The organism is Methylobacterium indicum (genome assembly GCF_001043895.1).
In the GTDB taxonomy this organism is placed as follows: domain Bacteria; phylum Pseudomonadota; class Alphaproteobacteria; order Rhizobiales; family Beijerinckiaceae; genus Methylobacterium; species Methylobacterium indicum.
Map to the genome: position 1 here is coordinate 1 of NZ_JTHF01000173.1, position 7732 is coordinate 7732.

The window sequence follows — 7732 nt, forward strand, 5'->3', positions numbered from 1 at the left end:
GCGCGGCGGCGCGGGCGGGCGGGGTCCGGCTCAGCATGCATCCGGGCCCGTTCTGCATCCTGGCCAGCCGCAACCCGGCGGCGCTCGCGAACGGCATCGCCGAGCTCGACTACCACGCCGAGGTGATGGCGATGATGGGCTATGGCGGCGGCTGGCACCCGCACGGCGCCCATATCAACATCCATGTCGGTGCCCGCGATCCCGGCGTCGAGGCGTACCGGGAGAACCTGGACAAGGTCTCGCAGGTCGCCCGCGACCTCGTCACGGTGGAGAACGACGAATCCGCCTTCGGTCTCGACGAGGTGCTGCGCCTCGCCGACCGGGTGCCGGTGGTCCTCGACCTGCACCATCACTGGATCCACAGCCGCGGCGGCTATCTCGAGCCGGACGATCCGCGCATCGCCCGGGTGATCGAATCCTGGCGCGGGGTGCGCCCGGTCGGCCATGTCAGCGTCTCGCGCGAGGACGTGCTGCCGGGCCACGACCCCGACGCGCTGCCCGACTTCGCGGCCCTGACCGAGGCCGGACTCAAGGGCCGGGACCTCGCCGCCCATTCCGACCTGATGTGGAACCGGGCGCTCAACGACCACATCGCCCGCCACCTCGCCTGGTGCGACATCGAGGTCGAGGCCAAGCACAAGAACCTCGCCTCGACCGGGCTGGCGCTGCAGGTCGGCCCGATCCTCCTCGGCACCGCGCCGGCCGTGCCGGCTCTGGCGGCCGAGTAGGGATGGTCTCGACGCTGGGGCGCCGTGCCTGTAACGGTGCGGCATGAAATCGGCCGATTGCGACATCCTCGTCGTCCCGGGCTACACCAATTCCGGGCCCGACCACTGGCAGAGCCGCTGGCAGGAGCGGCTCTCGACCGCCCGCCGGGTGGATCAGGCGAGCTGGGACCATCCCGAGCCCGAGGCCTGGCGCGACGCCGTGATCGCGGCGGTGCAGGCGGCGAACCGGCCCGCTTTGCTGGTCGCCCACAGCCTCGGGGTGATCGCCTGCGTTCAGGCGGCCCCGTACCTGCCCGAGGGGGCGGTCGCCGGCGCCTTCCTGGTCGCTTTGCCCGACATCGAGCGGCCCGACACGCCGGCGGTGCTGCGCAGCTTCGCACCGATCCCGCGCGAGCCCCTGCCCTTCCCCGCGGTCCTGGTGACGAGCCGGACCGACCCCTACACGTCCTACGACCGCGCGGGCGAGTTCGCCGCCGCCTGGGGGGCGGAGCTGGTCGATGCCGGCGAGTCCGGCCACCTCAATTCCGAGAGCGGGCACGGGCCCTGGCCGGAGGGGCTGATGCGCTTCGCCGGCTTCCTGCGCACCCTGTAGGGCCGCACCCGTGATCCCCCATCTCGACATGGTCGAGCCGGCGACGGCGGCGACCTTCCGCGAGGCCGACTATCTGGCGGCGAACCCCGACATTCATCTCGCGGTGCGCGAGGGTCGGCTCGCCAGCGGACGGGCGCATTTCGAGAAGCACGGTCTGCGCCAGGCCCGGCGCCAGAGCCGGTTGCCCGCGGGGCTGGAGGCCATGCGGGCCGACAAGCTGGCGCGCCTCGCCCCCCTGATGCGGGACGACCTGCCCCATCGCCGCCTCGGCGAGAAATACGATTACCTCAGCGAGGAGCTGCGGGCGCTCTCGGGCGCCGAGGACAGCCCCAACGTCTCGCAGAACGCCTACGACGCCCACGTCCTGGAACTGATCGACGCCAACCCGGACGGGCTGATCCTCGATTGCGGCGCCGGCCGGCGCGACCGCTACTACGCCAACGTCGTCAACCTCGAGATCGCCGATTACGACACCACCGACGTGCTGGGCATCGGCGAGGTGCTGCCGTTTCGCGATGCGAGTTTCGACGGGGTGATCTCGATCGCGGTGCTGGAGCATGTCCGCGATCCCTTCGCCTGCGCCCGCGAGATCGCCCGGGTGCTCAAGCCCGGCGGAAGACTGGTCTGCGCGGTGCCGTTCCTGCAGCCGCTGCACGGCTACCCGCACCACTATTACAACATGACCGGCGAGGGCCTGCGCAACCTGTTCGCCGGCCAGCTCGCCGTCGACCACCAGTACGTCCCGACCTCGCTCCTGCCGATCTGGACCCTGACCTGGATCGTCCAGTCCTGGGCCGCCGGCCTGCCGCCGGACGTGCGCAAGCGCTTCCTGTCGCGCCGCCTCTCCGACTTCACCGCCGACCCGCTCTCGCTCCTGAAGGAGCCCTACGTGACGCAGCTCGGCGACGACAAGAACATGGAGCTGGCGAGCGGCACCTACCTGTTCGCCCACAAGGAGTAGGCGCGCGTCGCGGAGGCCGGGCTCCCGCCGTCAGGCGACGTGCAGGATCGCGTCCTTCATCACCCGGGCGACGACGTCGCAGGTGAGCGCGCTCGCCGCGCAGTGGGTGACCTGCCGGTCGAGGTGGTCGTGGTCGAGGCGCGGGTCGCAGGCGCTCGCCAGGAAGTAGCCGGCATCCGTGATGCTCATCACGTAGACGTCCGAGGCCCGGCCGGTCTGCCGGTTGATCAGCATGAACTGGGTGTAGGCCTGCTCGAAATCGGGCCGGCCGCGCAGGGATGGCCCGCGCTCCACCAGCACGCCGTGGGGCGCCAGCTGCGCCGAGGCCGCGTTCAGCACCTCGGCGGAAATGTCGTGCAGCAGCGCCACGCGCCGGGCGTCCTCGTCCGAGAGCGCGGCCTCGGGCTGCGCCTCGGCGACCGGGCTCGCCTCGCGGCGCCGCCGCTGCTCCTCGAAGAAGCTCCCGAAATCCGACAGCACCACGTCGGGGCACCGGGGAACCGTCAGGGTCTCCATCATCGCGCCGTGCTCCTTGTCTCCCGCGAGGGCGTCCCATCGCTCAGCTTGGATCAACTCGGGCGGCGGCCGAAGAGATCCGGCCCGATGACGCGGGACGAGCGGCGGGCCTGCGGTTTCCTTTGCGGCAGGCACGCCTCACGGCCCCGCCGCGAAGGCCGCCGCCAGCCTCGCGCAGGCGGGGTGCCCGGCTCCCTCGACGAGATCGGGCGCCACGGTCTGCTGCCAGACCAGGAAGCCGCCGCCGCCGAGGTCGAGGATCGCCGAGCGTCCGGCCCGGGCGCGGCCCTCCGCGACGACGACGGACAGGCGGAAGGCCTGGCGGGGCGACGGGACCGGATCGGCGGAGCCCGGGAGCGACCGGATCGCCCCCGGGTTGACCCGCCGCACCAGCGCCGCGAGGTCGAAGCGGCCGCCGGCATTGTAGACCGTGAGTACCGGGGCGAGGCGCGCCGCCAGGGCCGGCGTCATCGAGGGCAGGCGGCCGATCTCGTCGGCGCTGACGAAGGGGCCGTTGCGGGGCCCCCAGGCGAGGCCGCGGGCGCGGTATTGCGGCAGCTCCGCCCCGCCATTCGGCTCGGGCGCGTCGTCCGGGTCGCGGTAATCGACGATCTCGGCCCCGAGCGCCATCGCGTCCCGGTCCGGCACGCCGAGGAGCCGGAACGCCTCCTCCATCGCCGGGCGCGGCGTGGCGTTGAGGTCGATCAGGCCACCCTGGTCCTGGAGCGACACCAGGGCGACCCGCCCCGGTGCCAGCGGGCAGGCGGTGACGGTGCCATCCTCCGGCAGGCCGGCCTCGGAGCGGCGGTAGACCCGCCCCAGTTCGAGCTCGTAGGCGATCAGGCGGGCGATCCCGTCCGCCGCTCCCTGGAGCCGCACCGCGTCGGCCCGGGCCTGGGCGAGGCCGGTCGCCGAGCGGATCTGGAGCAGCGCTCCCGCCAGCACCGCGCCGACGACGATGAAGATCGCCAGCACCGAGAGCAGGACGAAGCCGGCCTCGCCGGAATCGGGCGATCCCGCGTCGGGCGCGCTCACGGACCGGCCTCGAGGGCGATCAGGAGCGGCGGCCAGCGGCGGCGGTCCCCTGGGGGGAAGGCGACCTGGATCTCGACGAGGAGCGGCGCCCGGTCGGCCCGCGACCAGGCCGTCAGCCAGACCGGCCGGGCGCCGTCGGAGGGCGCGCCGTAGTAGCGGATGCCGAGCCCGGCGATCCGCCCCAGGACGACCTCGCCGATCGTCGCGCCGGCGGTCTCCCGCTCGCTCCGGGTCTCCTGCAGGTCGAGGGCGCCCTGCGCCCCCGGCACGAGGGACAGGGCCGCGGCGCGTTCGGTCGGGCGCTCCAGCGTGCGGTCGGGGGCCAGCACCGCCACGAGCCCGTCCGACCCGCCGACGAGGGTCGGCCGGCTCCCGTCGCGGCGCCGCTGCGCCAGGCTGCCGAGGGTGCGCCGCAGGTGGTCGCGCACCGACTGCACCTCCTCGGCGGCGGATGCGCGGGAGGCCGCCGCCGAGGCGCCGCCGGCGATCCGCACGGCATTGAGCAGCAGCACGCCGATCAGCCCGGCCAGCGCGAGGCAGACCAGGGTCTCGACCAGGGTGAAGCCGGCCTGTCCTCCGTCGATCGAGGCGCGCCGGCTCATGGGGCGCCGGCTCATGGGGCCCCTTCCCCGGGCTTGCCCGCGACGAGGGTGGCGTAGAGCGGGGGCGCGTCCGGCCCGCCGGCCGTGACCCGGACGCGCCAGAGCGGCGGCGCGCGGCCGAGCCCGAGGATCGGGCGCAGGTCGAGGATCGCCAGGGTCCAGGGCGTCCCGTCCGAGAACCGGCCCTGGATCAGGCCCGGCCGCAGCGGGCCCTCGGCGAGGCGGCGCAAGACGACGCCCTCCGCCTCGTCGGCGGCGATCCGCCGGGCCTCGAGGCGCCGCACCGCGCCGGCCGCCGTGCCGGCGATCTCGAACGCCATGATGGTCGCCGCGGCGGCGATCGCGAAGGCCACCAGCACCTCGACGGTGGTGAAGCCGTCCTCCCGGGCGCGCCGCGGGCTCACGGCCCGTCCTCCCGCCGCACCCGCCCGGTGAGGGCGCTGACCGACAGGATCCGGCGCGACGGACCGGCGGCGAGCAGGATCCGCCCGCCCGTCGAGCTGCCGTCGGGCAGGAGCCGCAGCTCTCCGGGCTCCGGCCGGCCGACCGGACCCGGCTCGACCGCGACCGTGAGCGCCCCGACCGGGATCGGCGGCGCCCCGGGGCGGGAGCTGACGAAGCGGGCGGCCTGGGGCTCGTAGGCGAGGCGTCCGGACAGGCCCGTGCGGATCGCCTCGGCCCGCAGCCGGCCGATCTCGGCCGCCACCGTCTCGGCGACCAGCACGACGCGCCGGTCGAGGGCCCCGGGGCCGAGGGACTGGAACGCGACCCCCGCGGCGAGCGCCAGGATCGCCATCGTCACGAGCATCTCGACGAGGGTGAAGCCGTCCTCCCACGGCGTCCCACCCGCCCTCACCCGATCGCCCCGGCGACGCGATCCGCATCGAGGCCCAGCGCCGTGACGGCGAGGCCGACATGCAGGCCCAGCGCGAGGAACGGGCCGAACGGCAGGGCGGTGTCGCGCCCGGCCGGCCGGCCGGCCAGCGCCAGCGCACCGACCGCCGCGAGGGCCGACAGGCTCGCCGCGAGGATCAGGACCGGCAGGCCCGCGAGCCCGGTCCAGACCGTGGCGGCGGCGATGAACTTGACGTCGCCGAGCCCCAGTCCGATCCGCCCGGTCGCCCGCGCGTGGAGCGCGCGCAGGCCGTAGAACAGCCCGTAGGCGAGGATCGCCTGCGCGAGGGCGAGAGGCGCCGCCCCGCTCCCGTCCCGCCATGCCGCGACCGCGAGGCCGAGACCGAGAAGCCCGAGATTGAGCCCGTCCGGGATGATGCGGGAGCGCAGGTCGATCAGGCCGGCCGGCAGCGTCAGCGGCAGCGGCAGCAGGGCCAGCAGCAGGCCCGAGAGCGCCGCCGACATCACGCGCGCCGCGGCGCGCGAGCGCGGGCGGAGGCCGGCGTCAGGGCGAGGATGCGGTCCTGCGGGATGCGCGCGGGGACGGCGATGGGAATGCCGGCGGAAGTGGCAAGGGGTTGGGCAAGGGGTCCGGCAAGAGGTTGGGCGACGGGCTCGGCGAGAGAGTCCGCCGGAGGGGCTGCCAGGGAAGAGGCCGGGATCGCCGGCTCCGGCTCGGGGACCCGGTCAATCTCGATCAGGGAGGTGGGCACCTCCGCCACCGGTGCGGGCATCGTGGCCGGCACCGCGGCCGGGGCCCTGCGGGCGGCCTGGCGCAGGGTCCATTCGCGCAGGTGCAGCCAGTAGAAATAGGCCGCGAGCGAGGCCGCCAGCACCCCGGCGAGCCACAGCGAGAGCAGCAGCCCGGTCGGGACGACGCCGTTCCATTCGCGCATCAGCCCGAGCGCGAAGGCCGCGTACCAGGACACGCCGGAGACCGCGCCGGAGACCAGGAAGATCCCGGTGCGCACCCCCGACACCCCGTCGAGCATCGGCCGGCCGATGTCGCGCAGCACGCCCGGCAGCACGACCGCGTGGATCACGAGGCCGTTCACGGTCAGGGCCAGCACCACGACGAGCTTGGCCCACAGCTTCGGGTTGGCGAGCTTTTCCGGCGATTCGGCCGCGTAGACGGCGAGGAAGCCCAGCCCCGAGAGCCAGAGCAGGCCGAGCCCGACCGTCACCACCTTGCCGACGAACAGGAAGATGCGGGCGATCTCGGGCGGCAGGCTGCCCCAGCGCATCCAGCGCAGGATCCAGAAATCGAGCATCGTGGCGCCCCCGAGCCCGAAGCTGAGGCCGATCAGGTGGAGGCCGACGAGGAGCGTCAGCACCCGTACCGGCGGGAACGGCGCCGGCAGCGGCACCGTGAGCGGCGCGGCGGCGAGCGCGGCCCCGCAGAGGGCGACGAGACCGGCGAGCGAGAGGCCCGCCAGGGTGAGGGCGCGCCGGCCGGGCCGCCGCGGGCGTCCGGTGATGCGATCCATCCGTCTCATCGCGCGCATCCCGTTCACGGTCGTCCCATCGCCCTCGCCGCATCGCGGGGCCGATCCTGTCCACAGATTCGATAATAAATCGCGACTCGGTCGGGGACCGCTCCGCCGGTCCGGCAAGGCAGTGAGGGCTTCTTTACGAAGAGACGGCACCTTGCCGGCCGCACTATCCCCCGCGCCGAGGCTGCCGGATGCTCACCACGACCACCGAGGACAACCGGGAGCCGCAACGGAACCCACCCGCGAACCAGGCCGGTTTCTCGCTCGTCGAGTTGCTGGTCGTCCTGGCGATCATCGGCATGATCGCCACCATGGTGACCCCGCAGGTCCTCGGCTATCTCGGCCGCGCCAAGGGCGAGACGGCCCGCATCCAGGTCAAGAACATCGCCCAGGCGGTCGAGCTCTACTACCTCGACCTCGGCGCCTACCCGACGACCCAGCAGGGTCTCCAGGCGCTGGTGCAGGCGAGCGGCCCGGCCTGGCGCGGGCCCTACGTGCGCGACGCCCGCGGCCTCGTCGATCCGTGGGGCCACGCCTACCTGTACCGCGCGCCGGGCAGCGGCGGCACGCCGTTCGAGGTCTACAGCCTCGGCGCCGACGGCAAGGCCGGCGGCAGCGGCGATCAGGCCGACGTCGCGAGCAACTGACCTCTCGGGCCGGCGGACGATTCCGACGGCCTTACAGTAAAATCCCCGTCGAGGGCGGCCTCTTCCGATCGTGTCGCCTGGGCGGCATCCCGGCGCCGTGCGGCTTCCATTGCCGCAACTTGCGACGTCCCGGCTCCCGGTCGCGCGATCACTCGGGCACGACGCACGCGGAAGCTGCATTCATCCTGTGCGGCAACTGTGAGACAGGGGCCGGACGGCGCGTCTCAACGCCTCGTTAACCATAACTCCCCTAACGTCCGGCCC

The 7732-nt window shown here is 73.9% G+C and carries 11 protein-coding genes; 4 read left to right on the plus strand and 7 right to left on the minus strand.

Going from position 1 to position 7732, the window contains the following annotated elements:
- From QR78_RS20285 to QR78_RS20295, 3 genes are all read left to right on the plus strand, one after another.
- The coding region (locus QR78_RS20285) for a UV damage endonuclease UvsE (RefSeq protein ID WP_048429387.1) at positions 1-728 on the plus strand (728 nt) is incomplete at its 5' end.
- A gap of 43 nt (positions 729-771) precedes the next feature.
- Complete coding sequence (locus tag QR78_RS20290; RefSeq protein WP_048429388.1) at positions 772-1320, plus strand: RBBP9/YdeN family alpha/beta hydrolase; 549 nt, start codon at positions 772-774, stop codon at positions 1318-1320.
- 10 nt (positions 1321-1330) lie between these two features.
- The gene (locus QR78_RS20295) at positions 1331-2281 is read left to right on the plus strand and encodes a class I SAM-dependent methyltransferase (protein WP_125901308.1); all 951 of its coding nucleotides are present in this window, start codon (positions 1331-1333) and stop codon (positions 2279-2281) included.
- A gap of 30 nt (positions 2282-2311) precedes the next feature.
- Here the strand turns inward: QR78_RS20295 and QR78_RS20300 are convergent, their stop codons facing one another.
- The 7 genes from QR78_RS20300 to QR78_RS36155 all read right to left on the minus strand — a co-directional run bounded on the left by QR78_RS20300 (position 2312) and on the right by QR78_RS36155 (position 6824).
- The gene (locus QR78_RS20300) at positions 2312-2800 is read right to left on the minus strand and encodes a hypothetical protein (RefSeq protein ID WP_048429390.1); all 489 of its coding nucleotides are present in this window, start codon (positions 2798-2800) and stop codon (positions 2312-2314) included.
- Between the two features lie 135 nt (positions 2801-2935).
- Positions 2936-3832: a type II secretion system minor pseudopilin gene (locus QR78_RS20305; RefSeq protein ID WP_048429391.1), complete on the minus strand. Its 897-nt coding sequence runs from the start codon at positions 3830-3832 to the stop codon at positions 2936-2938.
- Complete coding sequence (locus QR78_RS20310) at positions 3829-4449, minus strand: prepilin-type N-terminal cleavage/methylation domain-containing protein (protein ID WP_048429392.1); 621 nt, start codon at positions 4447-4449, stop codon at positions 3829-3831. Before QR78_RS20310 ends, QR78_RS20305 begins: the two co-directional genes overlap by 4 nt.
- Positions 4446-4838 carry a hypothetical protein gene (locus QR78_RS20315; protein ID WP_048429393.1) on the minus strand — a complete coding sequence of 131 codons (393 nt, stop codon included), beginning with the start codon at positions 4836-4838 and terminating at the stop codon, positions 4446-4448. Before QR78_RS20315 ends, QR78_RS20310 begins: the two co-directional genes overlap by 4 nt.
- Complete coding sequence (locus QR78_RS20320; RefSeq protein ID WP_244276630.1) at positions 4835-5290, minus strand: prepilin-type N-terminal cleavage/methylation domain-containing protein; 456 nt, start codon at positions 5288-5290, stop codon at positions 4835-4837. Before QR78_RS20320 ends, QR78_RS20315 begins: the two co-directional genes overlap by 4 nt.
- A complete protein-coding gene (locus tag QR78_RS20325; protein WP_048429394.1) occupies positions 5287-5793 on the minus strand; it encodes a prepilin peptidase in 507 nt (168 codons plus the stop codon). Before QR78_RS20325 ends, QR78_RS20320 begins: the two co-directional genes overlap by 4 nt.
- The gene (locus tag QR78_RS36155) at positions 5793-6824 is read right to left on the minus strand and encodes a hypothetical protein (protein WP_244276631.1); all 1032 of its coding nucleotides are present in this window, start codon (positions 6822-6824) and stop codon (positions 5793-5795) included. Before QR78_RS36155 ends, QR78_RS20325 begins: the two co-directional genes overlap by 1 nt.
- Positions 6825-7012: 188 nt before the next feature.
- Between QR78_RS36155 and gspG the strand changes: the two genes are divergently transcribed.
- Positions 7013-7468 (plus strand): type II secretion system major pseudopilin GspG, encoded by a 456-nt coding sequence (gene gspG / locus QR78_RS20335; RefSeq protein ID WP_048429395.1) that lies wholly within the window; start codon positions 7013-7015, stop codon positions 7466-7468.
- The last annotated feature ends 264 nt before the right edge of the window (positions 7469-7732 follow it).

Excerpts from the sequence above, each read along its gene's own strand:
- QR78_RS20290 (WP_048429388.1), top strand. The coding sequence starts at position 772 with ATGAAATCGGCCGATTGCGACATCCTCGTCGTCCCGGGCTACACCAAT.
- QR78_RS20300 (WP_048429390.1), bottom strand. The coding sequence starts at position 2,800 with ATGATGGAGACCCTGACGGTTCCCCGGTGCCCCGACGTGGTGCTGTCG.
- QR78_RS20310 (WP_048429392.1), bottom strand. The coding sequence starts at position 4,449 with ATGAGCCGGCGCCCCATGAGCCGGCGCGCCTCGATCGACGGAGGACAG.
- QR78_RS20325 (WP_048429394.1), bottom strand. The coding sequence starts at position 5,793 with ATGTCGGCGGCGCTCTCGGGCCTGCTGCTGGCCCTGCTGCCGCTGCCG.
- QR78_RS36155 (WP_244276631.1), bottom strand. The coding sequence starts at position 6,824 with ATGAGACGGATGGATCGCATCACCGGACGCCCGCGGCGGCCCGGCCGG.
- gspG (WP_048429395.1), top strand. The coding sequence starts at position 7,013 with ATGCTCACCACGACCACCGAGGACAACCGGGAGCCGCAACGGAACCCA.